This window comes from Ancylobacter sp. GW821-FHT10E12 (assembly GCF_058809335.1).
The window spans coordinates 102,134-127,900 of the sequence record NZ_JBXASN010000012.1 but is presented as its reverse complement, the minus strand read 5'-3'; the positions used below and the strand labels follow the sequence as shown (position 1 = coordinate 127,900).

General features: G+C 68.5%; 29 protein-coding genes and 1 tRNA gene. 12 read left to right on the top strand and 18 right to left on the bottom strand.

The features are described from left to right. Window positions 1-13: 13 nt before the first annotated feature. Both bluB and AC1RU4_RS17260 read right to left on the bottom strand, forming a co-directional pair. Window positions 14-649, bottom strand: coding sequence for a 5,6-dimethylbenzimidazole synthase (bluB, locus tag AC1RU4_RS17265; protein ID WP_492892352.1), 636 nt, complete (start codon window positions 647-649; stop codon window positions 14-16). A 75-nt stretch (window positions 650-724) separates the two neighbouring features. Continuing rightward, window positions 725-958 carry a HigA family addiction module antitoxin gene (locus AC1RU4_RS17260; RefSeq protein WP_492892407.1) on the bottom strand — a complete coding sequence of 78 codons (234 nt, stop codon included), beginning with the start codon at window positions 956-958 and terminating at the stop codon, window positions 725-727. Between the two features lie 87 nt (window positions 959-1,045). Between AC1RU4_RS17260 and cobT the strand changes: the two genes are divergently transcribed. From cobT to AC1RU4_RS17245, 3 genes are read left to right on the top strand one after another with little or no spacing between them, the layout of a single operon-like run. Continuing rightward, window positions 1,046-2,068: a nicotinate-nucleotide--dimethylbenzimidazole phosphoribosyltransferase gene (gene cobT, locus AC1RU4_RS17255; protein ID WP_492892351.1), complete on the top strand. Its 1,023-nt coding sequence runs from the start codon at window positions 1,046-1,048 to the stop codon at window positions 2,066-2,068. 4 nt (window positions 2,069-2,072) lie between these two features. Continuing rightward, window positions 2,073-2,624 (top strand): thermonuclease family protein, encoded by a 552-nt coding sequence (locus tag AC1RU4_RS17250; protein WP_492892350.1) that lies wholly within the window; start codon window positions 2,073-2,075, stop codon window positions 2,622-2,624. Between the two features lie 32 nt (window positions 2,625-2,656). Then, window positions 2,657-3,304 carry a uracil-DNA glycosylase family protein gene (locus AC1RU4_RS17245; protein WP_492892349.1) on the top strand — a complete coding sequence of 216 codons (648 nt, stop codon included), beginning with the start codon at window positions 2,657-2,659 and terminating at the stop codon, window positions 3,302-3,304. Window positions 3,305-3,307: 3 nt separating this feature from the next. Here the strand turns inward: AC1RU4_RS17245 and AC1RU4_RS17240 are convergent, their stop codons facing one another. From AC1RU4_RS17240 to AC1RU4_RS17230, 3 genes are all read right to left on the bottom strand, one after another. Next, on the bottom strand, window positions 3,308-4,060 hold the full coding sequence (locus tag AC1RU4_RS17240; RefSeq protein ID WP_492892348.1) for an ABC transporter permease: 753 nt from the start codon (window positions 4,058-4,060) through the stop codon (window positions 3,308-3,310). Between the two features lie 11 nt (window positions 4,061-4,071). Next, the gene (locus AC1RU4_RS17235) at window positions 4,072-4,797 is read right to left on the bottom strand and encodes an ABC transporter permease (RefSeq protein WP_492892347.1); all 726 of its coding nucleotides are present in this window, start codon (window positions 4,795-4,797) and stop codon (window positions 4,072-4,074) included. 120 nt (window positions 4,798-4,917) lie between these two features. Beyond that, window positions 4,918-5,694 carry an ABC transporter substrate-binding protein gene (locus AC1RU4_RS17230; protein ID WP_492892346.1) on the bottom strand — a complete coding sequence of 259 codons (777 nt, stop codon included), beginning with the start codon at window positions 5,692-5,694 and terminating at the stop codon, window positions 4,918-4,920. 266 nt (window positions 5,695-5,960) lie between these two features. Between AC1RU4_RS17230 and AC1RU4_RS17225 the strand changes: the two genes are divergently transcribed. Continuing rightward, a complete protein-coding gene (locus AC1RU4_RS17225) occupies window positions 5,961-7,148 on the top strand; it encodes an Mrp/NBP35 family ATP-binding protein (RefSeq protein WP_492892345.1) in 1,188 nt (395 codons plus the stop codon). A gap of 46 nt (window positions 7,149-7,194) precedes the next feature. Here AC1RU4_RS17225 and AC1RU4_RS17220 read toward each other — a convergent pair whose 3' ends face one another. Together AC1RU4_RS17220 and AC1RU4_RS17215 are read right to left on the bottom strand one after the other, a co-directional pair. Then, on the bottom strand, window positions 7,195-8,028 hold the full coding sequence (locus AC1RU4_RS17220) for an isocitrate lyase/PEP mutase family protein (RefSeq protein WP_492892344.1): 834 nt from the start codon (window positions 8,026-8,028) through the stop codon (window positions 7,195-7,197). A 186-nt stretch (window positions 8,029-8,214) separates the two neighbouring features. Beyond that, on the bottom strand, window positions 8,215-9,036 hold the full coding sequence (locus AC1RU4_RS17215; protein WP_492892343.1) for a hypothetical protein: 822 nt from the start codon (window positions 9,034-9,036) through the stop codon (window positions 8,215-8,217). Between the two features lie 413 nt (window positions 9,037-9,449). Between AC1RU4_RS17215 and AC1RU4_RS17210 the strand changes: the two genes are divergently transcribed. The 3 genes from AC1RU4_RS17210 (at window position 9,450) to AC1RU4_RS17200 (ending at window position 13,371) form a co-directional block, all read left to right on the top strand. After that, the gene (locus AC1RU4_RS17210) at window positions 9,450-10,538 is read left to right on the top strand and encodes a TRAP transporter substrate-binding protein (protein WP_492892342.1); all 1,089 of its coding nucleotides are present in this window, start codon (window positions 9,450-9,452) and stop codon (window positions 10,536-10,538) included. Between the two features lie 563 nt (window positions 10,539-11,101). Further along, the gene (locus AC1RU4_RS17205; RefSeq protein ID WP_492892341.1) at window positions 11,102-12,205 is read left to right on the top strand and encodes a TRAP transporter substrate-binding protein; all 1,104 of its coding nucleotides are present in this window, start codon (window positions 11,102-11,104) and stop codon (window positions 12,203-12,205) included. Between the two features lie 77 nt (window positions 12,206-12,282). Then, window positions 12,283-13,371 carry a TRAP transporter substrate-binding protein gene (locus AC1RU4_RS17200; RefSeq protein WP_492892406.1) on the top strand — a complete coding sequence of 363 codons (1,089 nt, stop codon included), beginning with the start codon at window positions 12,283-12,285 and terminating at the stop codon, window positions 13,369-13,371. A gap of 32 nt (window positions 13,372-13,403) precedes the next feature. Here the strand turns inward: AC1RU4_RS17200 and AC1RU4_RS17195 are convergent, their stop codons facing one another. The 3 genes from AC1RU4_RS17195 to moaA all read right to left on the bottom strand — a co-directional run bounded on the left by AC1RU4_RS17195 (window position 13,404) and on the right by moaA (window position 16,848). After that, entirely contained in the window at window positions 13,404-14,330 is a 927-nt protein-coding gene (locus AC1RU4_RS17195) for a DMT family transporter (protein ID WP_492892340.1), read from the bottom strand. 105 nt (window positions 14,331-14,435) lie between these two features. Further along, window positions 14,436-15,659, bottom strand: coding sequence for an MFS transporter (locus tag AC1RU4_RS17190; RefSeq protein WP_492892339.1), 1,224 nt, complete (start codon window positions 15,657-15,659; stop codon window positions 14,436-14,438). A gap of 139 nt (window positions 15,660-15,798) precedes the next feature. Continuing rightward, a complete protein-coding gene (moaA, locus tag AC1RU4_RS17185) occupies window positions 15,799-16,848 on the bottom strand; it encodes a GTP 3',8-cyclase MoaA (RefSeq protein WP_492892338.1) in 1,050 nt (349 codons plus the stop codon). Window positions 16,849-17,048: 200 nt separating this feature from the next. Here moaA and AC1RU4_RS17180 point away from each other — a divergent pair, with 200 nt between their 5' ends. After that, entirely contained in the window at window positions 17,049-17,453 is a 405-nt protein-coding gene (locus AC1RU4_RS17180) for a gamma-butyrobetaine hydroxylase family protein (protein ID WP_492892337.1), read from the top strand. 82 nt (window positions 17,454-17,535) lie between these two features. Here the strand turns inward: AC1RU4_RS17180 and AC1RU4_RS17175 are convergent, their stop codons facing one another. The 4 genes from AC1RU4_RS17175 to AC1RU4_RS17160 form a co-directional block, all read right to left on the bottom strand. Continuing rightward, window positions 17,536-18,138 carry a L,D-transpeptidase gene (locus tag AC1RU4_RS17175; protein WP_492892336.1) on the bottom strand — a complete coding sequence of 201 codons (603 nt, stop codon included), beginning with the start codon at window positions 18,136-18,138 and terminating at the stop codon, window positions 17,536-17,538. A 233-nt stretch (window positions 18,139-18,371) separates the two neighbouring features. Continuing rightward, window positions 18,372-18,953, bottom strand: coding sequence for a DUF2059 domain-containing protein (locus AC1RU4_RS17170; RefSeq protein WP_492892335.1), 582 nt, complete (start codon window positions 18,951-18,953; stop codon window positions 18,372-18,374). Window positions 18,954-18,970: 17 nt separating this feature from the next. Continuing rightward, window positions 18,971-19,678 carry a ribose-5-phosphate isomerase RpiA gene (gene rpiA / locus AC1RU4_RS17165; protein ID WP_492892334.1) on the bottom strand — a complete coding sequence of 236 codons (708 nt, stop codon included), beginning with the start codon at window positions 19,676-19,678 and terminating at the stop codon, window positions 18,971-18,973. Window positions 19,679-19,786: 108 nt separating this feature from the next. Beyond that, window positions 19,787-20,278, bottom strand: a complete 492-nt coding sequence (locus AC1RU4_RS17160; protein WP_492892333.1) for a hypothetical protein — start codon at window positions 20,276-20,278, stop codon at window positions 19,787-19,789. 187 nt (window positions 20,279-20,465) lie between these two features. Here AC1RU4_RS17160 and AC1RU4_RS17155 point away from each other — a divergent pair, with 187 nt between their 5' ends. Next, window positions 20,466-21,164, top strand: coding sequence for an HAD-IA family hydrolase (locus tag AC1RU4_RS17155; protein ID WP_492892332.1), 699 nt, complete (start codon window positions 20,466-20,468; stop codon window positions 21,162-21,164). Window positions 21,165-21,238: 74 nt separating this feature from the next. Further along, window positions 21,239-21,313, top strand: a tRNA-Val gene (locus tag AC1RU4_RS17150). A gap of 129 nt (window positions 21,314-21,442) precedes the next feature. Here the strand turns inward: AC1RU4_RS17150 and AC1RU4_RS17145 are convergent. Next, window positions 21,443-21,724, bottom strand: a complete 282-nt coding sequence (locus AC1RU4_RS17145; RefSeq protein WP_492892331.1) for a hypothetical protein — start codon at window positions 21,722-21,724, stop codon at window positions 21,443-21,445. Between the two features lie 287 nt (window positions 21,725-22,011). Continuing rightward, window positions 22,012-22,470 carry a hypothetical protein gene (locus AC1RU4_RS17140; protein WP_492892330.1) on the bottom strand — a complete coding sequence of 153 codons (459 nt, stop codon included), beginning with the start codon at window positions 22,468-22,470 and terminating at the stop codon, window positions 22,012-22,014. 677 nt (window positions 22,471-23,147) lie between these two features. Here AC1RU4_RS17140 and AC1RU4_RS17135 point away from each other — a divergent pair. Then, a complete protein-coding gene (locus AC1RU4_RS17135; protein WP_492892329.1) occupies window positions 23,148-23,585 on the top strand; it encodes a hypothetical protein in 438 nt (145 codons plus the stop codon). Window positions 23,586-23,622: 37 nt separating this feature from the next. Here the strand turns inward: AC1RU4_RS17135 and AC1RU4_RS17130 are convergent, their stop codons facing one another. Together AC1RU4_RS17130 and AC1RU4_RS17125 are read right to left on the bottom strand one after the other, a co-directional pair. Next, complete coding sequence (locus AC1RU4_RS17130; RefSeq protein WP_492892328.1) at window positions 23,623-23,973, bottom strand: hypothetical protein; 351 nt, start codon at window positions 23,971-23,973, stop codon at window positions 23,623-23,625. Between the two features lie 2 nt (window positions 23,974-23,975). Beyond that, window positions 23,976-24,728, bottom strand: a complete 753-nt coding sequence (locus AC1RU4_RS17125) for a hypothetical protein (protein ID WP_492892327.1) — start codon at window positions 24,726-24,728, stop codon at window positions 23,976-23,978. Between the two features lie 338 nt (window positions 24,729-25,066). On the opposite strand from AC1RU4_RS17125, the gene AC1RU4_RS17120 reads away from it, so the two are divergent. Continuing rightward, the gene (locus tag AC1RU4_RS17120) at window positions 25,067-25,759 is read left to right on the top strand and encodes a GIY-YIG nuclease family protein (RefSeq protein WP_492892326.1); all 693 of its coding nucleotides are present in this window, start codon (window positions 25,067-25,069) and stop codon (window positions 25,757-25,759) included. The last annotated feature ends 8 nt before the right edge of the window (window positions 25,760-25,767 follow it).

The following is a 25,767-nucleotide window of genomic DNA, read 5'->3' as shown; positions in this document are numbered from 1 at the left end:
GGGCGACACTCGTTCAGCGGTACAGCACGACATCGCCGGGCGGCAGGCGTCGCTCCCAGCCGGCGCGCTCCAGTTCCGGCACATCGGAGGGCGCGCGCGGATAGCCTATGCACAGATAGGCGACCAGCCGCCAGCCCGCCGGCAGGTCGAGCGCCGCCGTGACCGCCTGCGGATCGAGGATCGACACCCAGCCGACGCCGATCCCCCGCGCGGCGGCCGCCAGCCACAGCGTGTGCACGGCGAGCACGGCGGAATAGGCGGCGGTCTCCGGCATGGTGGCGCGGCCGAGCCCGCCGCCGGTCGGCGTCGCGGCGTCGACGAACACCGCGAGCTGTTCCGGCGCGTCGTCGAGGCCGGCGAGCTTCAGCCGGGCATACAGGCCCGCGCGCTCGTCCGGCTGCGCCGCCAGCGCCTGTGCGTTGCAGCCCTCGAAAATGGCCCGCACCCGCGCCCGCCGCTCCGGCGCCGCCACCCGCACGAAGCGCCACGGCTGGCTGAAGCCGACGCTCGGCGCCCGGCAGGCCTGCTCGATGAGCGAGGCGATGGCGCCGTCCTGCAGCGGGCGGGTCTCGAAGTGCCGCACATCCCGCCGCCAGACGAACAGGCGGTCGAGCTCGTCGAGGAAGGCGGGGGTGAAGGGCGCGGGCATGCTGCTGCATAGCCGCAATCGCCGGCGCAGGCGAGGCGGTTCCCGCGATCGCAGCCGGAGGCGTGGCCGGCGCGCCTAGGCCGCGGCGTAGGGGCGGATGGCGTCGAGGTCGGGCGTGGCGCGCTCCGCCTGCGCAAGCGCGTAGGTTGATTGCAGGTTCATCCAGAAATCCGCGGGGGTTCCCAGGAAGCGCCCGAGCCGGAGCGCGGTGCCGGCGGCGATCGCGGTTTCCTCGCCGGCCGGCCGCTCGATGCGGGTGCGCGGCACATGGAGCGCCTTCGCCACCGCATGGGGCGTGAGGTCAACGATACGTCTCCCGCCGCCATTTAGCGATTGCCTCCCGGCCTGCGAGGGGCTACCCCGCGCCGACGCCGATCCGTCCCCTTCGAGGTACCCATGCAGCGCACCGCCACCGGGCTTCCCTTCGACGACATCCGCAACCTGTTCCTCAGCCTTCCAGCGCCCGATACGCAGGCGGAAGCGGCGGCGCGGGCGCGGCAGGGGCAGCTCGTCAAGCCGCCCGGCGCGCTGGGCCGGCTGGAGGAGATCGCCATCAAGATCGCCGGCTGGCAGGGCCGCGAAATCCCGCGCATCGACCGCCCGACGGTGGCGGTGTTCGCCGGCACCCATGGCGTCGCCCGGCGCGGCGTCTCGCCCTATCCGAGCGAGGTGACCAAGCAGATGGTCGCCACCTTCACCGACGGCAAGGCGGCGGTGAACCAGATCTGCGGCGTGTTCGGCGCCGGGCTCAGGGTGTTCGACCTCGCGCTCGACCTGCCGACCCGCGACATCGTCGAGGAGGACGCGCTCACCGAGGCCGAATGCGCCGCCACCATGGCCTTCGGCATGGAAGCGCTGGCCGGCGAGCCGGACCTGCTCTGCCTTGGCGAGATGGGCATCGGCAACACCACGGTCGCCGCCGCCATCCTCCACGGGCTCTATGGCGGCAGCGCCGCCGAGTGGGTTGGCCCCGGCACCGGCTCGACCGGCGAGGTGCTCGCCCGCAAGATCGCGGCGGTGGAGCAGGCGGTGGCGCGGGCGCGCGGCCATCTCGACGACCCGCTGGAAGTGCTGCGCAAGCTGGGCGGGCGCGAGCTCGCCGCCATGGCCGGCGCCATCCTCGCCGCCCGCATGCAGCGCGTGCCGGTGGTGCTCGACGGCTATGTGGTGACGGCGGCCGCCGCCGTGCTGCACGCCATGGAGCCGGGCGCGCTCGACCATTGCTTCGCCGGCCACCGCTCGGCCGAGCCGGCGCATGGGCGGGTGCTGGAGCGCCTCGGCCTGCGCCCGCTGCTCGACCTCGACATGCGGCTCGGCGAGGGCTCCGGCGCGGCGCTCGCCATCGGCGTGGTCAAGGCGGCGATCGCCTGCCATGCCGGCATGGCGACCTTCGCGGAAGCCGGCGTCGCGGACGCCTGAGCCGGTGCGTGCGCCGGGCGGCCGCTGGCGGGTTCCCCGACGCCTTCCCGGACGCGGGGCCCTGCCGCGCGGCGGCTGGCGGCCCTCGACCTGGCATTCGGTCCTGTTCGCGCTGGCACTGATCGCGGTGGCGCTGGTGGTGGAGCGCTTCGTGCCGCCGCTCGACGGGGCGGTGCGGGTCGCCGACGGCGACAGTTTCGAGCTCGGCGGCACGCGGGTGCGGCTGGAAGGTATCGATGCGCCGGAGCTGCACCAGAACTGCGGCGCGCCGGGCCGGACATGGCCCTGCGGCGAGCGGGCGAGGCAGGCGATGGCGACGGCGGCGGCATCCGCCGCGATCACCTGCCGCCCGGTCGACGGCGACCGCTACGGCCGCTCGGTGTCGATCTGCGAGGCGGGCGGGCGCGATCTCGGCGCGCTGATGGTCGAACAGGGATTCGCGGTGGCGACCGGGCTGGCCTATCGCGCCGAGCAGGCGGCGGCAAAGGCGGCGGGGCGCGGCATCTGGTCCGGCCCGTTCGAGATGCCGGCGGATTTCCGGGCGCGCCAGCGGTGACGGAATCGCTCGGACGCGCCACATAGGGGCGCATGGACACGCCACCTTCCGACCTCGACCGCCTGCTCGCCGAGATTCGCGCCTGCCGCGCCTGCGTCGAGGCGCCGCGCGGCCGGCCGCTGCCGCACGAGCCGCGCCCGGTGCTGCATGTCGGTGCCGCCTCGCGGCTGCTGATCGCCTCGCAGGCGCCGGGCACAAAGGTGCATCTCTCCGGCCGCTCCTTCGACGATGCGTCCGGCGACCGGCTGCGCGACTGGCTCGGGCTCGACCGCGAGGCGTTCTACGACGAGGCGCGCGTCGCCATCGCCGCCATGGGCTTCTGCTTTCCCGGACAGGACGCCAAGGGCGGCGACCTGCCGCCGCGCCGGGAATGCGGGGAACTGTGGCACGACAGACTGTTCGCCGCCCGGCCGGCATTCGACCTGGTGGTGGCGGTCGGCAATGCGGCGCAGGCCTATCATCTGCGCCGGCTGGGGCTGGAGCGTTTCGCCGGGCTGAGCCTCACCGAGCGGGTGACGCGCTGGCGGGAAATCATCGAGGCGCGGGAGAAGCCGAAGCTGATCCCGCTGCCGCATCCCTCCTGGCGCAATAGCGGCTGGCTGAAGCGCCATCCCTGGTTCGAGGCGGAACTGCTGCCGGTGCTGCGCGAGGAGGTGGCGCGGATCGTGCGCCGGGGTTGATCCTCAGCGCGAGACCAGCACATGCCGGTTCAGCCGGCGTTCCAGCACGTTCCACACCCGCCGCACGACCTCGACCATCAGCAGGTAGAGCACCGCCGCCCAGAGATAGACCTCCATGTCGTAGGAGCGCGAGAAGGCGAGGCGGGTGACGCCCATCAGGTCGTAGACGGTGACCACCGAGGCGATGGCGCTCGACTTGATCATCAGCACCAGCTCGTTGCCGAGCGGGCGCAGGCCGATGGCGTAGGCCTGCGGCAGGATGATGGTGCGGTAGACCTGGTAGGGCGACAGGCCGAGCGACTTGCCGCCCTCGTTCTGGCCGACCGGCAGGCTCTGGATGCCGCCGCGCAGGATCTCCGCCTGATAGGCGGCGGTGTTGAGCGTGAAGGTGAACACCGCGCAGTTGAAGGCGTCGCGGAAGAACCACCACAGGCCGATATCGGTGAGCTGCTCGCGGAACTGGCCGGCGCCGTAATAGACGAGGAAGGTCTGCGCCAGCAGCGGCGTGCCGCGGAAGAAATAGGAATAGCCGAAGGCGAGGCGGCCGGCGATCTTGCCGCCCTCGACGCGGGCGATGGCGAGCGGCAGCGACAGGATGGCGCCGAAGATCATCGACAGGCCGACCAGCTGCACGGTTACCCACACACCGTCGAGGAAGCGCAGGCCGTAGCGGTCCATCAGGTCGGCATTGAAGCCGACGAGGCCCATCAGCGCCAGGAAGCCGTGGCCGACGGGGGTGAGCAGCGTCTCGATCATGGAACCGATCATCAGGATTTGGCCCCCACCCGCTTGAGGCCCCGGCTTGCGCGCGCCTCGGCGCGGGTCAGCACCAGGCTGGAGAGGATCGAGAAGGCGAGATAGATGCCGCAGGCGACCAGATAGAAGAAGAAGGGCTGCTTGGTGACGCCCACCGCGATGGCGGTCTGGCGCATCAGGTCGTTGATGGCGATCACCGACACCAGCGAGGTGTCCTTCATCAGCACCATCCAGTTGTTGGACAGGCCGGGCAGCGCGACCCGCCAGAGCTGCGGGAACACGACGAGGCGGAACGCCTTCCACTTCGGCAGGCCGAGCGCGAAGGCGGCTTCCGACTGCCCGCGCGGCACCGCCTTCAGCGCGGCGTAGAACACCTCGCTGGAGAAGGCGGCGAGCACCAGGCCGAGCGCCACCACGCCGGCGAAGAACTGGTTCACCTCCACCGACGCGCCGTCGACGAAGTAGCCGGCGAGGCGGGTGAACAGCATCTGCCCGCCATAATAGACGATGAACAGCGTCAGCAGCTCGGGCAGGCCGCGGAAGACGGTGGTGAACAGGGTGGCGGCGCCGCGGATGATCGGCGAGTGCATGTCCTTGGCCAGCGCGACCGCGAGGCCGAGCGCCAGGCCGAAGGGCAGGGTGGCGAGCGCCAGCTCGATGGTGAGCAAGGCGCCGCGGGCGATCTCGTCGCCCCAGCCGCCGGGGCCGAAGGACAATAGGCGAAGGAGGTCCAGCATCCCGGTTTCAGCGCTCCGCGTCCGGCCGAGGGCCGGCGCCTTCTGCGAGGCACAGGACGGGCGCCGTTCCGGAAGCCTCGGACCGGAACGGCGCCGCGCCGCGTCTCAACTCGATACGGCTCAGTAGACGCTGAAGGGGAAGTACTTGTCGTTGATCGTCTTGTAGGTGCCGTCGGCGACGATCTCGTCGATCGCCTTGTTGAACATGGCCACCAGATCCGGGTCGTCCTTGCGGATGCCGACGCCGACGCCCTCGCCGAAATACTTCACGTCCTTGTATTCCGGCCCGACGAACTTGCAGCAGGCGCCGTCCTTGGAGTTCAGCCATTCGAGCAGCACGACCTTGTCGGCCAGGATCGCGTCGAGGCGGCCATTGGCGAGGTCGAGATTGGCTTCGTCCTGCTTGCCGTAGAGCTTCACCTCGGCGCCGGCCTTGGCGTAGACGTCCTCGAGATAGTTGGAATGGATGGTCGAGCCCTGCGCGCCGAGCATCTTGCCCTTCAGCGCCGCCGGCGAGGTGTCGGTGATCTTCGAATCCTTCGTGGTCACGAAGGTCGCGGGGGTGTTGTAGTATTTCTTCGAGAAGGAGATCTGCTGCTTGCGCTCCTCGGTGATCGACATCGAGGCGACGATGGCGTCGTACTTGCCGGCGAGCAGCGCCGGGATGATGCCGTCCCAATCCTGCGCGACGAAGGTGCACTCGACCTTCATCTTGGCGCACAGCGCCTTGCCGATATCGATGTCGAAGCCCTTGATCTCGTTGTTCTCGACATAGTTGAAGGGCGGGTAGGCGCCCTCCGTGCCGATGCGGACGGTTTTCCAGTCCTTGGCGGAGGCGCCGCCGACGGCGGCGACGACCATGATGGCGGCCGCCGCGAAACGAGTGACGAGGCTCATGCTGTTCCCCTGTGGAAGAGTGTTGCAGCCGGTTGTTCTTCTGTTCCGGTACCCCGGATGCTGGCATTTTTTCGGGGGGATGCGCAACGGGGTGTGATGCATTCCTAGTCAATGGTCGAAACTGACCGTCAATCGTGCAATGCGAAAAGACCGCCTCCGCCATAAGCGCCCCTGATCGGCCGATGGCGGCCGGCGGGTTGACGCTGGCGACGCCGTGGTGTCTCACGGTCTGCAAAGCGTGTAGGTTTACGGTCGGGAGTTGCGACATGGCGGTGAGCGCGGACGAGGTGAAGGCACGGCTGGCACAGGTCTCCGCCCCCGACGGACGGCCGATCACCGAGACGGGCGTGCTGTCGGACGTGCTGGTCTCCGACGGCAAGGTCTATCTCTCGATAACCGTGGACGCGGCGCAGGCGCAGGCCTGGGAGCCGGTGCGCGCGGCGGTGGAGCGCACGGTGCGCGCGACCCCCGGCGTCACCTCGGCGCTGGTGGCGTTGACCGCCGAGCGGAAGGCCGGCTCGGCCCCGGCCCCCGTCGGCGGCAGCTCCACCCAGCCGGTGCGGGTCTCAGGGCAGGGCGGCGCGCCAGCGGGCCACGCCGGTCACGCGCATGCGCCGCAGCCGCCGGCCGATCCGCAGAAGGAGGGCCGCGGCCTGCCTGGCGTCGGCTCGATCATCGCGGTGGCCTCCGGCAAGGGCGGCGTCGGCAAGTCGACGCTGGCCGCCAATCTGGCGCTCGGCCTGTCGGCGCTGGGCCTCAGGGTCGGCTTGCTCGACGCCGATATCTACGGCCCCTCGGTGCCGCGGCTGATGGGCCTCAAGGGCAAGCCGGACGTCGAGGGCCGCATGCTGCAGCCGATGTCGTCCTGGGGGCTGAAGGTGATGTCGATCGGCTTCCTCGTCGAGGAGGAGACGCCGATGATCTGGCGCGGGCCGATGGTGATGTCGGCGATCAGCCAGATGCTGAAGGAAGTGAACTGGGCGCCGCTCGACATCCTCGTCGTCGACATGCCGCCCGGCACCGGCGACGCGCAGCTGACCATGGCGCAGCAGGTGCCGCTGGCCGGCGCGGTGATCGTCTCCACGCCGCAGGACCTCGCCCTGATCGACGCCCGGCGCGGCATCGCCATGTTCGAGAAGGTGAACGTGCCGGTGCTCGGCGTGGTCGAGAACATGAGCTATTTCCTGTGCCCGCATTGCGGCACCCGCTCGGACATCTTCGGCCATGGCGGGGCGCGGCACGAGGCGCAGCGGCTCGGCGTGCCGTTCCTCGGCGAGGTGCCGCTGCACATGGCGATCCGCGAGACCTCGGATGCCGGCCGCCCGGTGGTGGCCACCCGGCCCGACAGCCCGGAGGCGGAGATCTACCGCTCCATCGCCCGCTCGGTGCGGGGCGCGCTCGAAGGCAGGAGCGCGACCGCCCGCCCGGCGCCGCGCATCGTGATGGAGACCTGAGCCTTCGGACAGCGCACCGTGGCGACCATGTCCGGTGCGCCGATGCTCAGCCGGCCCCGTCCAGCGGCGGGTCGGCGAAGAAGCCTTCCAGCTCGGCAAAGCCGATCGCCTGACCGGCAAAGCCGAAGGTGCCGGTCGCGCGCATCTCCCGCGCCGCGCCGACGAGGCTGCCATAGGCGAGGCGGGCGAGGGTGGAGCCGAGGCTGATGCGGCGCGCCCCGGCCGCGGCGAGCTCGGCGGCGGTGAAATGGGTGGCGCCCCCGTCGACCAGCACGTTGACCGGCCGGCCGACCGAGGCGCAGACTGTGCGCACCGCCGCGATGTCCCGCAGGCCGGGCGCGTAGAGCACGTCGGCGCCGGCCGCCTCGAAGGCCTGCAGGCGGCGGATGGTGTCGTCGAGGTCGGGCCGGTCCCACAGGAAGCTCTCGGCCCGCGCGGTCAGCACGAAATCGCCGGGCAGGGCGCGGCCGGCTTCCGCCGCGGCGTGGATGCGCTCCACCGCCAGCGCGAAATCGTAGATCGGCGCCTCGGCCCGCCCGGTGTGATCCTCGATCGAGCCGCCGGCGAGGCCGATGGCGGCCGCGGCACGGATGGTCTCGGCGGCGCTTTCCGGGCTGTCGCCGAAGCCCTTCTCCAGGTCGGCGGAGACCGGCAGCTCCGTCGCCCCGACGATCAGCGCGCAATGGGCGAGCACATCCTCGCGCCCGGTCCGCCCCTCCCGCACGCCGCGCGAGAAGGCCATGCCGGCGCTGGTGGTGGCGAGCGCGGGAAAGCCGAGCGCGGCGAGGATGCGCGCGGTGCCGGCGTCCCACGGATTGGGCAGGATGAAGGCGCCCGGCCCCTCGTGCAGGGCGCGAAACCGCGCGGCCTTGTCGCTCATGGCACAGTTCCCCGATGCGAGTCGGGAGCAGGCTAGCGGTTCATCGAGAACAAATAAAGAACGAAATATCCGCCCCATATGCGCCTATCCACATGCCACTGCCCGGAGCGGGTCCGGGCATGGCGGCGTGATGGGGCAAGATGCCCTTCGCGGCGGGGTGGGTGAAGGGCGTTGCCGGGCACCGTCTCAATAGATCGAGCCGGTGCCCTGATTGTACACCGTGCCGCCATAAGGGCCGGTCGTCGAGCCGTTATAATAGTACTGGCCGGGCGCGGTCTGGCTGGCATTGCCCTGGCGGGTGACGGTGGCGCCGTTCGGGCCGGTCGTGGTGCCGCCATAGGCCCATTGGCCCGGCGCGGTCTGCGTCACGCCGCCCTGGCGTACCGCGCTGTTGCCGTTCGGCCCGGTGATGGTGGTGGCGTAGTTGTAGTCGCCGGGCGTGGAATTGGTCGCGCCCTGCTTGGTGACGGAATTGCCGTTCGGCCCCGTCGTCGTGCTCGAATAGGTGTAGGAGCCCGGCGCGCCCGAGATCGATTTCTGCTTGGTCACGCTATTGCCGTTGGGCCCGGTCGTGGTGCTGGAGGCGGTGACGTTGCCCGGCGAGGTGCGGCTGACGCTGCCCTGCTTGCTCACCGAATTGCCGTTCGGCCCGGTGGCGGTGCCGCCATAGTTCCACTGGCCGGGCGCCGAGCGGGTGGCGCTGCCCTGGCGGTTCACCGAATTGCCGGCCGGTCCGGTGGTCGTGCCGTTATAGCTGTAGCTGCCCGGCGCGTTGCGGGTCACCGTGCCCTGCCGCGAGGCGCTGTAGCCGTTGGGGCCGGTGACGCTGCGGCTGCGCGAGCAGGCGCCGAAGCTGCAGCCGCCGGAACCGGAATAGGCATAGCTGCCGCGGCGCCCGGCGAAGCTGCCGCTCCGGCCCCAGGCCGCGGCCTCGGCCACCATGCCGAAAACCAGAAGGCCGGCCGTCGCGGCGGTAAGCAGGAATGAAGATCTGGCGGAAGATGTCATAGGCTCTCTCCAGGGCCGATTCCGGCCGGCAGGCAGGCAAAGGATGCACATCGACTGCGGAGACGAAATTCTACGAGGTAAATCTCACCCCGTTTCATTACGAATTCACTAACGGGCCGCTCTCGATCAAAATAATACTGTCGGGCGACCTCTGCGATTGGAAACCTGGCAAGGCGAAAAGGCGATTTGATGGCCGATCCTGCCGCAAGCTCGCCGCGGACCTTAATGCCGCAAGGGCAATGCCGGAGCGGGGCCCGGCGCCGGCGTCCCGCACCCTCGACAAAAGGCGCAAACCGGTGCTGTTGCGTCAGGCCTAGGGGTAGCGTACCTCTTTGCACAATAAGCGTTTCGTGCCCGGAAGCGGTGAGGTCAACCGGGCCGATGAGGAAACCCAACAAGGAAAGAGACACTCTATGAAGCGTCGTCAGTTTCTTGCCGCCGCCGGCTCCGGCGTTGCGGCCACGGCCCTTGCCGCCCCCGCCATCGCCCAGTCGGCGCCCGAGATCAAGTGGCGCCTGGCCTCGAGCTTCCCCAAGTCGCTCGACACCATCTATGGCGGCGCGGAAGTCATGTCGAAGATGGTTTCCGAGCTGACCGACGGCAAGTTCCAGATCCAGGTCTTCGCCGCCGGCGAGATCGTGCCCGGCCTGCAGGTGCTCGACGCCGTGCAGAACAACACGGTCGAGATGTGCCATACCGTGTCCTATTACTTCGTCGGCAAGGACCCGACCTTCGCGATTGCCGCGTCGGTGCCGTTCGGCCTCAACGCCCGCATGCAGAATGCCTGGATGTACCAGAACGGCGGCATCGAGGCGTTCAACGAATTCTACAAGAAATACAACGTCTACGGTATGCCCTGCGGCAATACCGGCGCCCAGATGGGCGGCTGGTTCGCCAAGGAGATCAAGTCGGTCGCCGACATGAACGGCCTGAAGATGCGCATCGGCGGCATTGCCGGGCAGGTCATGGCCAAGCTCGGCGTGGTGCCGCAGCAGATCGCCGGCGGCGACATCTATCCGGCGCTGGAGAAGGGCACCATCGACGGCGCCGAGTGGATCGGCCCCTATGACGACGAGAAGCTCGGCTTCTACAAGGTGGCGAAGTTCTACTACTATCCCGGCTGGTGGGAAGGCGGCCCCACCATCCACTCCTTCACCAACCTCGCCAAGTGGAACGAGCTGCCGAAGACCTACCAGTCGGCGCTCACCGCCGCGACGACCTACGCCAACACCATCATGCAGGCGCGCTACGACGTGCAGAACCCGCCGGCCATCAAGCGGCTGGTGGCCAACGGCACGCAGCTGCGCCCTTATCCGCAGGACGTGATGGAAGCCTCGCTGAAGGCGACCAACGAGCTGTGGGGCGAGATCTCGGCCAAGAACGCCGATTTCAAGAAGCTGATCGACACCATGCAGGCGTTCCGCAACGAGGAATACCTGTGGTGGCAGGTGGCCGAATACACCTTTGACGGCTTCCAGATCCGCACCCGCCCGCGCGGCTGACGTCGTCGACCCGCCTCTCGCGGCATGCCCGGGCTCCGGTCCGGGCATGTCCGCGGGGAGGTCGCGCCGCGTCGGTCAACGATCGGCCGGTGCCTCGCAATCCAGGGTGAGCTGGCGCGCGATGGCTCCGGGCCGCGAGCCCGGGCCATGGAACGGTTCGCCCTCGCCAGGCAGTGCTGGAAAAGGCGTGGCTGGAAGGGCGTGCCGGCCGGTGCCGCGTGCCCGCCATTCAATGCAGGTAGGCGCGCCTGCCGGAAGCCCGCCCGCTTCCGCTTTTGCGCCTTTGAGCCCGCTTCCGCTTCGCGCGAAGCCGTGCCGGGCGTGACGATGCCACAAGCCCGCATGGGCGCTACGCGGCGTCGAGGCGCCGATGACGCCCGGCCGCAGCGGGCCGCCGCCATGCCCGCCTCGTCGCCACACGCGGCTACCTCGCCGGGCTGCGGAATTCGCCCGACCGTCACATCGGCGATTGCCCTTGCCCGCCCGCTGTTGCAAAGACATCCCCGCTCGTTTTTCCCGCGCCGTCCGTGACGGGCGCCGCAGGACGCAGGAAAGGCCCGTTCATGAAACGCCGCGATCTCCTCAGCGTTGCCGGCCTCGGCGCCCTCGCGCCGGTCGTTGCCACATCCAGCCTCGCTACCCCCGCGCTCGCCCAGGCCGCCCCGACCGTGCGCTGGCGCCTGACCGCCAGCGTGCCGAAGGTGCTCGACGCCATTTTCGGCGCCAACGAGCTGGTGGCGAAATATGTCAGCGAGGCGACAGACGGGCGCTTCACCATCCAGCCCTTCGCCGCCGGCGAGATCGTGCCCGGCCTGCAGGCGCTCGACGCGGTGCAGAACGGCACCGTCGAGGTGGCGCAGACGCCGCTCTATTATTACGTCGGCAAGGACCCGAGCTTCGCCTGCTTCACCACCATGCCGTTCGGGCTCAATGCCCGCATGCAGAACGCCTGGTTCTACCATGGCGGCGGGCGCGAATTGCAGAACGAGTTCCTGGCCGGCTACAACCTCGTCGGCTTTCTCGGCGGCAATACCGGCACCCAGATGGGCGGCTGGTTCCGCAAGGAAGTGAAGTCGCTCGATGATTTCAGGGGCCTGAAATTCCGCATCGGCGGCATTGCCGGGCAGGTGGTGGCCAAGCTCGGCGTGGTGCCGCAGCAGATCGCCCCCGGCGACATCTACGCCGCGCTGGAGAAGGGCACCATCGACGCCTGCGAATGGGTCGGGCCCTATGACGACGAGAAGCTCGGCTTCGTGAAGGTCGCGCCCTATTACTACTATCCCGGCTGGTGGGATGGCGGGCCGACGATGAACGTCATCGTCAACAAGGCGAAATGGGAGGGGTTGCCGAAATCCTACCAGGCGATCTTCGAGGCGGCCTGTGCCACTGCCAATGCCGACATGCTGGCGAAATACGACGCCTTCAACCCCACCGCGCTGCGGCGCCTCGTGGGGCAGGGCGCGCAGCTGCGCCCGTTCCCGCCCGAGTTCCTCGACGCCTCCCTCAAGGCGAGCAACGAGCTCTATGCCGAGATCTCGGCCAAGAACGCCACCTTCAAGAAGATCATGGATTCGCTCATCGGCTTCCGCAACGAGGGCTATCTGTGGTGGCAGGTGGGCGAATATCCCTATGACAGCTACATGATCCGCGCCCGCTCGCGCGGCTGATCGGCGTCCGTCCCGCGGCCCGCGGGGCCCTGGGGACGGCACGCCCAAGAACGAAGGAAACCGCCATGACCCGCCCGATCGAGCGCCGCGCCCTGCTGAAGGGCGCCGGCATCGCCACCGCCGGCGTCGCGCTCGCCGCTCCCGCCATCGCCCAGACCGCGCCGACCGTGCGCTGGCGCCTGACCTCCAGCTATTCGAAGGCGCTCGGCACGCTGTATGGCGCCAGCGAATTGCTGTCCAGATATGCGAGGGAGGCCACCGACGGCGCCTTCCAGATCGACATTTTCGCGCCCGGCGAGATCGTGCCCGGCCTGCAGGCCTTCGACGCGGTGCAGAACGGCACGGTCGAGCTCGCCCAGACGGCGCTGTACTACTACATCGGCAAGGACCCGGCCTTCGCCCCCTTCACCACCCTGCCGTTCGGGCTGAACGCCCGCATGCAGACCGCCTGGATGTACCATGGCGGCGGGCAGCAGCTGCAGGACGGGTTCCTGGCGAAATACGGCGTCGTCGGCTTCGTCGGCGGCAATACCGGGGCGCAGATGGGCGGCTGGTTCCGCAAGGAGATCAAGTCGGTCGACGATGTTCGCGGCCTGAAGATGCGCCTGCCGGGCCTTGCCGGGCAGGTGATGGCCAAGCTCGGCCTGGTGCCGCAGAACATTGCCTCGGGCGACATCTATGCCGCGCTGGAGAAGGGCACCATCGACGCGGCGGAGTTCGTCGGCCCGGTCGACGACGAGAAGCTCGGCTTCGTGCGGGTGGCGCCCTATTACTATTATCCCGGCTGGTGGGAGGGCGGCCCGACCATCCATTTCATCGCCAACGAGAAGGCGTGGCAGAAGCTGCCGGCGAGCTACCAGGCGGTGTTCAAGGCGGCGAGCGCCACTGCCAATGCCGACATGCTGGCGAAATACGACGCCGGCAACCCGGCGGCACTGCGCCGGCTGGTGGCGGCCGGGGCGCAGCTGCGCGCCTTCCCCATCGAGGTGATGGACGCCGCCTACAAGATCAACACCGAGCTGATGGCCGAGATCTCCGCCGGGAACGAAGCGTTCCGGGAGATCTACGGCTCCATGCTCGCCTTCCGCAACGAGGGCTATCTGTGGTGGCAGGTCGGCGAATATCCCTATGACGGCTACATGATCCGCGCCCGCACCCGCGGGTGAGGATAGCCCGTCGCCGGAAGCGGCGCCCCTCGTCAGGCGGCGCCGCGTTCCACTTCGGCGGCACCCGCCTGTCGCGTCGGCGGATCGAGGCGCGGGCGGTTGTTGTCGCGCACCGTATAGATGCCGGCGGCGACGATCAGCGCCATGCCGGCCACCGAGACGATGTCCGGCACCATGCCGAACAGCACGGCGCTGAGGAACACCGCGCACACCACCGCCGTGTAGCGGAACGGGGCGATCAGCGCCGGATCGGTGCCGCGGAAGGCGGCGATGGTCAGCGCGTTGCCGAGGATCAGCGTGCAGCTGCCGCCGACGATCAGCACCAGCGTGGTGGCGTCGAGCGGCTTCCATTCCTCGAAGGCCGAGCCGACGAAGCCGAGCAGCATGCCGCAGCCCGCGGTGGCGCAGGTGATGACGAGATTCGGCACATGCCGGCCGATGCGCCCGGTGATGAAGTCGCGGAAGGTCATCAGCAGCGCGGTGAACACCGGCAGGAGGGCGATCGGGTCGAAGCCGGAGGCGCCCGGCTTGATGATCAGCCCGACGCCGACCAGGCCGACCGCCACCGACAGCCAGCGTTGCCAGCCCAGCCTGGAGCCGAGCAGCGTCACCGCGGCGACCACGGTGAGCAGCGGCGCGATCTGCACGATCGCCGCCGCGTCGGCCATCGACATTACGGTGAGGGCGGTCATGAAGGCGAAGGTGCTCGTCACCTCCGACCAGGAGCGCGCCATGGTGCGCGGGTCGACGATGTGGCGCAGCTGGCGCAATTCGCCGCGCCACGCCATCAGCGTGCACAGCATCAGCGCGGCGATCAGCCCGCGCACCGCCATCACCTGCGAGGGCGGCAGGCCCTGGCCCGCCAGCACCAACTTGGAGAAGGCATCGTTGCCGGCGAAAAACACCGAGCCGGCGACCATCAGGAGGATGCCGCGTCGATTAGCTTTGGTATCGTACATGGAACATGGCCGGGGAAGGCGGGCAGCGGGATCGGGCAGCGGGGGAAGCCTCGGCGGGGCGGCGCCGTCCGGCCCTCGCCATCGACGAGATAGCAGGGGCGTGGTTCAGCAATCCTTACCGGCGGCGACGGCATCCGGCAGCGTGTCGGCATCGTCGATCTCGGCGGGCTGATGCACCACCGGGGCGCCGCGGCGCTCCAGCGCGTAGGACCAGGCGCACAACGCCAGCGCGGCGAGCGCGATCACCGCGCCGACCCAGGGCAGCGACGCGTAGTCGATGCCGAGCGTGAGCGCCGCGCCGCCGATCCAGGCGCCGGAGGCGTTGCCGAAATTGAACGCGCCCTGGTTCAGCGTCGAGGCGAGGTTGGGCGCGCCGACCGCGCTGTCCACCACCCGCATCTGGATCGGCGCCACCACCGCGAAGACGAGGATGCCCCAGACGAAGACGGTGACGATGGCCGGCATCTCATGGGCGCTGGCGAACACCAGCACCACCAGCACCAGCGCGAGGCCGACGAAGATGCCCATCAGCGAGGGCATCAGCTTCCAGTCGGCCAGCTTGCCGCCGAGGATGTTGCCGATGGTGATGCCCACCCCGAACAGCAGCAGCACGATGGTGACGGCGTGCGGCGTCAACCCGGTCACGTCGCGCAGCAGCGGGGCGATATAGGTGAAGACGGTGAACAGGCTCGCCGAGGCGAGCACGCTCATGCCCATGGCGAACAGCACCTGCGGGCGCTTCAGCACCCCGAATTCGCGGATGATGTTGCCGCTGGTGTGCGGGATGTTCGACGGCAGCCACACCGCGATGGCGGCGACCGCCAGCATGCCGATCAGCACCACCGCCCAGAAGGTGGAGCGCCAGCCCAGCGCCTGGCCGAGCGCGGTGCCGAGCGGCACGCCGAGCACGTTTGCCAGCGTCAGCCCCGCGAACATCAGCGCGATGGCGCTCGCCCGCTGCCTGGGCGGCACCAGGCTCGCCGCCACCACCGCGCCGATGCCGAAGAAGGCGCCGTGGCAGAAGGCGGTGACGACGCGCGCGCCCATCAGCGTCCAGTAGTCCGGGGCGACGGCGCACAGGAAATTGCCGAGCACGAACATCGCCGACAGGCCGATCAGCGTCGCCTTGCGCGGCAGGGCGTTGGTGATGATGGCGACGATCGGCGCGCCGATGACCACGCCCATGGCGTAGCCGGTGACCAGCAGGCCGGCGGCGGGGATGGTCACGCCGAGATCGGCCGCCACCTCGGGCAGCAGGCCCATGATGACGAACTCGGTGGTGCCAATGCCGAAAGAGGCCATGGCCAAGGCCAACAGCGGCAGCTGCATGGGGGACTCGCGTAAGCTGAAGCGGTGGATTCGGCCGTTACCTAGCAGTAAGGACCGCTCTCACAAATGCACATGCTGTTGCAATGCAGCAATATCATCTCACGCGATGCAGCCATGCAGGCGGCGCGGGAGCGGAAAATCAGCCGCCGGTCACGCTCATGTGACGACGAAGCGCCGGCGGACGGCCGGGGCGGTCGATGACGAAATCGTGACCCTTGGGCTTGCGGAAGATGGCGTCGTCGAGCGCGACATGCAGGCTCTCGTCGCTCTCCGAGGCGCGCAGCGGCGCGCGCAGGTCCGCCGCATCCTCCTGGCCGAGGCACATGTAGAGCGTGCCGGTGCAGGTGACGCGCACCCGGTTGCAGCCCTCGCAGAAATTATGCGTCAGCGGGGTGATGAAGCCGAGCCGCCCGCCGGTCTCGGCGATGGAGACATAGCGCGCCGGCCCGCCGGTGCGGTAGGCGATGTCGGTGAGGCTCCAGCGCTGCTCCAGCCGGGCGCGCACGGTGGAGAGCGGCAGGTACTGGTCGAGCCGCTCCGCCCCGGTATCGCCGAGCGGCATCACCTCGATGAGCGAGACGTCCATGCCGCGCCCGTGCGCCCATTCGATGAGGCCGGGGATCTCGTCCTCGTTCTCGCCGCGCAGGGCGACGGCGTTGAGCTTCACCTTGATGCCGGCGGCCTGCGCCGCGTCGATGCCGGCCATCACCTTGCCGAGGTCGCCCCAGCGGGTGAGCGCGCGAAAACGTTGCGGATCCAGCGTGTCGAGCGAGACGTTGATGCGCTTCACGCCGCAGGCGGCGAGCTCGGAGGCGAATCTGGCGAGCTGCGAGCCATTGGTGGTGAGGGTCAGTTCTTCCAGCGCGCCGGTGTCGAGATGGCGCGACAGCGAGCGGAACAGCGTCATCACGTCCCGCCGCACCAGCGGCTCGCCGCCGGTGAGGCGCAGCTTCTTCACGCCGCGCACCACGAAGGCGGAGCACATGCGGTCGAGTTCCTCCAGCGTCAGCAGCTCCGGCTTCGGCAGGAAGGTCATATGCTCGGCCATGCAGTACACGCAGCGGAAGTCGCAGCGGTCGGTCACCGAGACGCGCAGATAGGTGACGGCCCGGCCGAACGTGTCGACGAGCGGCGCCCGCGGAACGTCCCGCAAGGCGAGGTCGATGCGATGTTCGCTGGCTGAGGCCAAGGCGCAAGCTCCCGTGACGGCTCCGGCAATGCGGGGCACCCCCCTTATCTATTGGCTCGGAGCCTCCGTGCCAAGTCGGCCACCCCTATCGCTTGATCGCTGATATCACTCGATTTTGCCGCATCGCACGCGGATGTGACGGGCTTGGCGGCGCCCGCACCCTCGCTTATGTGAAAGGCGACACCCGAGAGGAACCGCCCGTGACCGAACCCGCGCCCAACGCCTCGTCCACCGCGTGGCCGACCGAGCTGCGCGTCCACAAGGACCGCCGCACCCTGACCGTCAGCTTCGAGGACGGCGCGAGCTTCGACCTGCCGGCCGAATATCTGCGCGTCGAGAGCCCGTCCGCCGAGGTGCAGGGCCATTCGCCCGCCGACCGCAAGCTGGTGGACGGCAAGCGCGAGGTGCGCATCCAGGAGGTGCTGCCGGTCGGTCACTATGCCGTGCGCCTGCTGTTCGACGACACGCATTCCACCGGCATCTTCACCTGGGAGACGCTGCACCGGCTCGGCGTCGAGCACGAGGAGCGCTGGAAGAGCTATCTCCAGCAGCTCGCCGCCAAGAACCTGTCGCGCGACCCGGCGGGCACGGTGCGCCGGCACTGAGCGCGCCGATCAGCACTGAACGTGCCGATGACGGGCGCCGGCCTCGAGGCCGGCACCCGGTTCGCAGGAGCCGCCCGGCGGCTCAGTTCTGCAGCACGTAGACGGTGGTGCCGACCCTGACGCGCTCGTAGAGGTCGGCGACGTCCTCGTTGGTCATGCGGAAGCAGCCGGAGGAGACCGCGTGGCCGATGGTCTCGGGCTCGTTCGACCCGTGGATGCGGTAGAGCGAGGAGCCGAGATACATGGCGCGGGCGCCGAGCGGGTTGTCGATGCCGCCGGGCATGTAGCGCGGCAGCTCCGGCCGGCGCTTCAGCATCTGCGGCGGCGGCGTCCAGCCGGGCCATTCGGCCTTGCGGGTAATGGTCTTGGTGCCCGACCAGCGGAAGCCGTCGCGGCCGACGCCGATGCCGTATTTCAGCGCCGTACCGTCCGGCTGGATGAGATAGAGCCGCCGCTCGCCGGTATTGATGACGATGGTGCCCGGCTGGTACCTGCCATTATAGGCCACGGTCTGCCGCCGGATCGGCGAGGAGGCCCCATAGCCCGATTTCGGGCCGACGCCGAAATCGAACGGCCTGGGGAAGATGCCGAGAAAGGCATTGTCGAGCGCCATGGCCGGTGCCGCCGCCAGCATGGCCGAACCGGCCAGGATCGCCGCGGCGGCGAAAGTCTTCAGTCCCATCATATGCCCCATAGGAATGGACAGCCCAAACGGGCGCACACGCGTCCGTGCATCCCGGCTTTGCCGCGCAACGGAGGCGACGCCGACGGAACATCGCCGTCATTATGCCGGGCAATCGCAAACGCATGGTTGACGTTCGCGTGACGCTGCGACGCGGAAAAGGACGACGTCCGAAGGCGTTAGGCGGGCCGTCGCCGCGCCCGCGCGCACCCGCCCTCGATCCGCCCGACGCGAGGTCAGATGGTGAAGCCGCGCTTCTTCATCTCCGCGCGCACCCGGCCCTCGATCTCCTGCGCGAACTTGGCGCTCCAGGTCTGGATGCCCTTCAGCCCGTCGTCGAGCAGTTCCTGGCGCTGGGCCACCAGCTTGCGTCCGGTGGGCGAGCGATAGAAGGTCAGCAGCTCGGTGAGCTCCGCCTCGGTGAACTGCGCCGCATAGGTGCGGGCGAGGATGGCGGTGATCTCCGAGCGGCGGGCCTCATATTCCGGCACCAGCGACGTCGCCACGTCGCGCAGGTCGCGGATCAGGTCCGGGTTGGCCTGCACGAAGCTGCCGGCCGCCTGCTCGATGATGGTGGGGATGATCGAATCGAAGCTGCTGGCCTCGCCATTCGCCACCAGCAGCTCGTTGGCGAGCTTCATGCGCTCCGGGCTCGGCGCCGCGGGAGTCGCGGCCGGGGCGGTCTGGGCCATGGTGAAGGGCTTGGTCTGGGCGAAGGCCGGCGCGGCGCCCCCTGCCGCCGTCAGTGCCAGCGCGACCAACGACGCGCCGACAATCCCGAACCCGGCCGCGCGACGTCCTGAAAACGGAACGTTCATTCAAATCTCCCTGACGCTCATGATTCGGCGCGGTTGATGGTGGTCGCGCCGGCGGGGCTCGCGAGGATGACGCGGCTCGCCAGATTTATGAAGAGGCCGTGTTCCACAACGCCCGGCACGTCCGCCAGCCCGGCGGCCAGCGCCGCCGGATCCGGGATCGCGCCAAAGGCGGCATCGAGGATCAGGTGGCCCTGATCGGTGACGAAAACATGACCGTCGGCGGTGCGGCGCAGCGTGAGCACGCCCTGGCAGCCGGCGGCGCGGGCGGCGGTGGCGATGCCGCGCCGGATCGCGGCGACGCCGAAATCCACCACCTCGATCGGCAGCGGGAAGGCGCCGAGCGTCTTCACCAGCTTGGAGGCGTCGGCGATGACGATCATCTCGCGCGAGGCCGCCGCGACGATCTTCTCGCGCAGCAGCGCTCCGCCGCCGCCCTTGACGAGGGCGAGGCCCGGCCCGACCTCGTCGGCACCGTCGACGACGAGGTCGAGCACCGGATGGTCGTCGAGCGTGCCGAGCGGCACGCCGAGCTTCTCGGCCAGCGCGCGCGTCTGCTCCGAGGTCGGCACGCCGACCACGTCGAGCCCCTCGGCGACGCGCTCGGCGAGCAGCTCGACGAAATGCTTGGCGGTGGAGCCCGTGCCGAGGCCGAGCTTCATTCCGCCGCGCACGGATTCCAGCGCCAGCGCAGCGGCCTGACGCTTCAGGGTTTCGACATCGGACACGTGGACGCTCCCGGCATAGTGGACACGCTGCCTACCTCCGAAATCCAGCCGGAACAAGCCCGCGCCGGGGGAATAAGCGCGTGCCGTCCCGCCGTCGGTCCGCGCATTTCAGCGCGCGGACGCGGTGCACACGACCGAGGCTTCCACCCCGCCGCCCTCCTTGGGCATGTCGCGCACATAGCAGACGCTCATCGCGCCGGTCTTCACGTTGACGCGGAACACGCCGGTTTCGCCGGAATAGCGGGTGGAGACCATGTCATAGGTGCCGGGCTCGCCGGGGCCGGCGCTGGCGTCGCGCGGGAAGCACTTGGTGACGCCGATGACGCTGCCTTCCGGCCGCTCGAACTGGCAGGCGGAAACCTCGCCGGTACGCGTGTTCACCGAATAGAGCCGGTTGGCCTGAACCGAGGGCGGGGAGCCGAACACATAGGGACCGTCGCTGCCGCCCGCGGCGGCGGGCGCCGAGGAGGTGCCGGCGGGCGGGGTGGCCGGCGGCGTCTGCGCCAGCGCGAGCCCGCCTGCCAGTACGGCCGCCGGAAGGCCGAGCGCGGCCGAAAAAGCAGTCCGGCGCAGGAAGGCAGGGAATCGCATCGTCGTCATAGGGTCTCTCCCGAATGCGTCGCCTCAATAGCATCGCGGCACGTGCGGCGCACCGTCGCCGAGGCACGGTCAAGCTGGACAGGGAAAGCGGCAGGATTGTAGGCATGTTGCATCCCGTGCCCGCCGATTTCGCCAGACCGTCTTCGCCAGGTCGATTTCGCCAGGCCGTCCACCGGAAAGCCGCCCCATGACCTCCGCCGCGCCGTCCGCCTCCCGTCCGGCCGTCATCGCCTTCGATCTCGACGGCACGCTGGTCGACACCGCGCCCGACCTGCTCAACACGCTCGACATCGTGCTGCGCGAGGCCGGCGCGGCGCCGCTGCCGCGCGAGGAGACCCGCAAGATGATCGGCGCCGGGGCACGGGCGCTGGTGCTGCGCGGGCTGGATGCGGCCGGCATGGTGCTGGACGAGGAGCAGCTGGAGCATCTCTATCTGCGCTTCCTCGACCATTATGCCGACCATATCGCCGACGAATCGCGCCCGTTCCCCGGCCTTCTCGACGCGCTGGACCATCTCTCGGCGCAGGGCCATGTGCTGGCGGTATGCACCAACAAGCTGGAATGGCTGTCGCGCCGGCTGCTGGAGCGGCTGGAGCTCGCCGATCGCTTTGCCGTCATTGCCGGGGCGGACACGTTCGCGGTCCACAAGCCGGATGCCGGCCATCTCATCGGCACCATCCGCGAGGCGGGCGGCGATCCGGCGCTGGCGGTGATGGTCGGCGACAGCCTCACCGACGTGACGACGGCGAAGAATGCCCGCGTTCCCTCCATCGTCGTGCCGTTCGGCTATACCGACGTGCCGGCCGCCGAACTGGGCGGCGACGTGCTGATCGGTCACTTCGACCTGCTGCCGGAAGCGGTGGCGCGGCTGCTGGCGCGCGGCTGAGGCGTGGAAGAAGCGCTCACGCCGCTTGACACCTGTCGGGTGGACCCAGTAAATCCCGCCACCTTGATGGCGGCGGGCGATTAGCTCAGCGGGAGAGCACTCCCTTCACACGGGAGGGGTCGCAGGTTCAATCCCTGTATCGCCCACCATCGATTTCAAGGACTTAGCGGAAATTCACAGGCCGGCGGACGGCTCCGGGGTAACTCCTGGGGTAGCGGCGACCGCTGCCGCGCCGCGCGTCTCGCCGGGTATCTTCGGGTAACGGCGCGGCGCGCGATTCACGAATCAAGCCCGCCGAAGCCGGCCGGGCGCTCATACGCAGCATCATGGATCGCCGCGTTAAGCTGCATGTCCATCAGAATCAGCGCGTGGTTCAGGATGTCGCAGCCAAGGTAGGCCGTCGTGCCGACCGGGACCTTGGATGCCCAGCGGCAGACGGATTGCCGGAACGCGCGAAGCTCGCGCTGCATCTCCTCGGCCTCCGCTGCCGACAGGTGCTCTGCGTCCGCCTCGCCATTTCCGTCACGCCTCCTCACGCGGGCGCCGAGACGGCCGGCCACGGACATATCCCCAGCTCGCCTCCCGCCGCGCCTCGCCAAGCGCGGCCTCAAGGAACTGCTGCCCTATCAGGAGGGCACGGACGGTGGCGCGCGGGTCGCCACCGCAGGCGGCGACGGCCTCGTCAACATCAGCGTCGGAAATCGGCTCAGGCGCCGGAGGCGGCGCTCGGTCGGGCTCGGCCATGGTGGTTGCTCCTCTTGGGCACCCACTACAGCACAGGAACAAATAGGGAACAAGGGAAACCCCGCCGGATCGCTCCGGCGGGGCTGGTCTTCATCGGGACGGTTCAGGCGGCGGCCATCCTGTCTGCTTGGGCGACCAGCGCCCGCGCGTGCTCCACCTGCTCGTCGAAGTTCTGGAGAGCCGCTTCGTCCTCGTCAGGGCGCTCCTCCCAGTAGGTCCCGAGAGCACCCACCGCGTTCACGGCCGCGTCGATCAGCGCAAGGGCCTCCTCGTCCTCGGCATTCTCCTCGCGGCGCCGCGCCTTCAGGAGGAACCGCTCCACGCAGGTCATCAGTTCGGCGGGCATGTCGAAGTCCTCCTCGCCCTCCTCGCAGGTCGCGGCGGCGTCGGCCATCAGGTCCACAAGGGCCAAGAAGATGGCCCCCGTGCGGGTGCCAATCCGCTCCACCCGCCCCCGCTCCACGAGCCCGGCGATGTGCCGGAGCTCAACAGCAGCCCGGAAGAAGTCGGGCTGGTCGTCACGGTCCCGGAGGACCGCGTCAATCGCCTTGTTCACGTACATTTTCAAACAACCATGTTGTTCGGCGCTGTCGGCGCCGGGTCACGTCTCCGGCCGGAGTGGCCATCGATCTGGCGCGAGCAAAGCGCACCGGCAGTTGGAGGCCCATCACACCAGTTCAGGAGGGCAGAGGCGGCGAACTAGCGTCATCGCCAAGCACGGCGCCGGGCGCGGGACGCACCTGTGCTGGGCCGAGTGGCCGATCCCGGTGCCGGAGCGCCCACTGGAGGCGGCGTAGCAAAAAACCTCTCGGCGGCCCCTTGCGCCACTGCAGCAACCTCCCCATCTCGGTAGAGGTAACGAAATAGCCGCAGCGGTTCGGGGGCATCTCGTAGGCATAAAACAGCAGAACCCCCACTGTTGGCCTAACCACCACGAAGGCGGCTACCGAAAGGGACCCTCGTGGGGAGATACAGGAGGATGCGAGTGATCGCATTTGTCTGTGTCGAAGCCAGCCGGTCGGGAGCGTCGAGCACTTACCGTCTCGTCGTGGGGTGTACCATTCACCCGGCGGTGGCTTCGGTGGTCGCTTGGTTCGCCCGGCTGTTCTGAATGGAAGGGCGCCCCGGGAACGGGGCGCCCTTCTCTCGTTTTTGGGCAGCCTTTTCTCTCGCCACGCCGCAGCCTGCCATGCCAGATTTACCGCTATCCCTCGCGTTCACCCATTGGCGGTTAAGGCAATGCGTTTTCTGGCTCTCCTCCCGGCCTTGGCCTTGGTGGCCCAGCCGGCCCTTGCGCAATCGTCGAAGGAGTACGCGGCGATGGCGCGGCGTTCATGGGCAGCCTTCGAGTGCGCCTCGGTCGCTAGCTACTCAAAAAACAAGGAGCAAGGTGAGCGGCTATTCAGGCTAGGATACGAACTTGGAAAGAAATATTTCGACGCCCTATCACAGAAGAAAGTAGACGAAGTAGACGTAAAATCTGTACCAATTTATTTTTATTTGACATCTGATATACCAAGTACAGACTTTGCACTTGGGTCAATATGGATGCTGGCTCAATACAGTAGCGAAATAGATATTACAAAAGATGCTGTTGGAAAGGCATTCGATTTCAATATTTGGGAGGCGAATGCGAAGACAAAATTCAACAAAGCCAATTGCGATCTGATTCAGTAGAGGGCGAGCGCGGCGGCCTGTAGCCGCCGCCCCTCATTCAATGCACCGTCCGCTCGCGGCTGCAAAGCGACATGCTGGCGAGGAAGAAGCCGTAGGCAACAACCTGCTGGCGGGAGAACTCGCCCAGCCGGCCGGACGGTGGCGACTGGATCCAAGCGACCCGCCGACCCACTCGCCTCGACATCAGCCCGAACATGGCGCCGAGCGGCGCGGCCGGCACGCCGTAGCAGCGGGCAAACCGGACCACATCAGCCGGCTCCGGCCAGCGGTCGCGGCTCCCGGCCCAAGCGAGAAGGGCGAGGTGTGCAAGGCGGAGGTCCTCGCCGAGGACGGCGCCGTAGCCCTCGGCAATCCGCCGGTCAGTCTCGGCCAGTTCAGCGCGCGTCATCGTCACGCCTCCTTCGCGGCAAGCGCGTCAATGTCGCGCTGGGCGAGCGCGGCGCCGATCCGGGCCGCGCCGTTGCGGCGGCCGGACGCGAACTCGCGGTCGGCATTCATGGCGCGCTGCTGGGCCTGCCGGACGGTCAGGATGGCGGCCTGCGCCCGCCGCGTCTCCTCACCAACCAGCCGCTCGGCCAGCTCGGCCGGCGAGGCCGTGCGCTCGCGGCGCGGCGTGCGGTCAAGGAGCGCGGCGACGGCGGCGCCGAGCACCGTGTCGCTGGTCGAGATGGCGAGCACGGCGGCCGTCTTCAGCTCGGCCGGGCCGGCACCGGAGAGCTGGGCGACGATGTTGGTGCGGCGGGCGTCACCGAGGCCGTGGCGGGCGAGCGCAATGGTCGGCGAGGCCCAGAGCGCATCGGAGGCACCAAGGCCGGTGCCGAGGGCGTCGAGGGCGCGCAGGATGGTGTAGCGGTCCTCCTCGCTGGCGGCGCGGACATCGGTGCGGGCCTTGGCGCCCATCCGCTTCCCGGCATTCTCGGCCTCCGCCCGGCCGAAGCCAGCGCGGCGCGCGCTCTCGGCGGCGTTCTCGGCCTCCTTGGCGATGGCGGCCTCCAGCCGGTCGATCAGCCGGCGGTGCCGCTCCTCAAGGCCAAGGGCGGTGGTGGCAGCCTCGGCCAGCTCAGGCACGCCAAGGAACTTGCCCGGCGCCGGGAGCGTCGGGGGTGCTTCATGCTGTAGCGAGGGGGTGGTGTCGTCGGCCATGGGGCTCTCCATCAAGAGGGTTGCCGGGCCGAGGCGCGCCGCCATGCGCGTGTCGGGGACGCCACCGCCCCGGATGTGCGGACAACTCTAGGTGGAGGCTTGGCGTTGGGCGAGTGCTAGTCGTTGGTGCGAAGAATTTGGTACAAAAATGTCGTGTTTTCCGGTTGCAAAGACTGTTGGCATCTGATTGCTGTGGCGTCATGCCAATGATGTTAAACACCCTTTTGTCCGCAGCCGGCTTCGACTTGGGAGCAGTCCGGCTCATCCGACACCGAGACAAGAGCGCCGACAAAGGGCGGACGCCATATGACCTGTGGCGAGACGCGCCGGACGACTTCATGGCCTACCAGTCGGCGCAGAACGGGCGCAATCTAGCCCTGAGCGATGCGACGTGGGCGGTATTCGTCGTAACTCCTGAGCAAGATACGCTTTTCGCCGGCATGTGGCAGGCAAAGTATCGGAGCAAGAACGAGACGCCATACCCACGGGTCCACGCCAGTGGAGTTGACGAGGTCGGGACGATTGACCTCTACCATTTGGAACATGACGCACGACTGGACGACCTTTGCGGACGCCTTGTCATAGATTGGGGTGCGGGCACCCGGTCATGGGTGCAGTATGCCAACCGTCAGAACAAAAGGATTTTGGAGGTTCGGCGACGGTTCTCTGAACCCGAATTTCCGGGATACCTGCATCTCCGAGAGCCGCTCTCGCGAGTAGCAAGTTTTCCAGCAGGATGGCGGACCGCATTAACAGCGGCACGCGGCGTCTACCTGCTGACATGCCCGCGTACCCGTGAACAGTATGTTGGTTCAGCCACCGGCAATGAAGGGTTCTTTGGCCGGTGGATGGAGTATGCTTCCAATGCCCATGGAGGTAATATCGGCCTCAAGAGTCGAGAGCCCTCGGACTATATGGTTTCAATACTTGAGGTCGTTGGATCGTCTGCGACAATTGTAGCGATTTTGAGCCTTGAAGATACGTGGAAGAGCAAACTTCAAAGTCGCGAGATGGGTTTAAATCGAAACTAGCGAGCGAA